This is a genomic window from Rhizobium ecuadorense (assembly GCF_001187535.1).
GTDB classification, from domain to species: domain Bacteria; phylum Pseudomonadota; class Alphaproteobacteria; order Rhizobiales; family Rhizobiaceae; genus Rhizobium; species Rhizobium ecuadorense.
In genome coordinates this window covers 1-340 of sequence record NZ_LFIO01000140.1, presented here as the reverse complement: position 1 = coordinate 340, position 340 = coordinate 1, and the positions used below count along the sequence as shown (strand labels likewise).

Here is a 340-nt window from a genome sequence, read left to right as displayed (position 1 = left end):
GTCGCGACCCAGGCGGAGAATGTCGGTGCACCCTTGTCTGCCACCTCCTTGGAGGTCACCAGGACCTTGCCGTTCTTCTTCAGTTCGGTGAGTGCCGGATCCCAGACGAAGCCGCCATCGATATCGCCGCGGTTATAGCTGGCGACGATCTCAGGCTGAGGGATTGCGAAGACCTGAACGTCCTTTTCGGTCAGACCGAGCGATTTGATCAGCGCCAGAAGCTGATAGTGGTCGGTGGAAACAGGCGCGGCCGCAAGCTTCTTGCCCTTCAGATCATTCAGGCTTTCGATACCGGAGCCGTTACGGACGACGAGAGCCTCGTCGATGCCCGAGATCGAGG

The 340-nt window shown here is 59.4% G+C and carries 1 protein-coding gene; it reads right to left on the bottom strand.

Annotation, left to right across the window (positions count from 1 at the left end; translation table 11 throughout):
• Positions 1–340, bottom strand: a 340-nt coding sequence (locus tag AF337_RS04310) for an ABC transporter substrate-binding protein (protein WP_152970897.1), incomplete at both ends; no start/stop codon positions are given.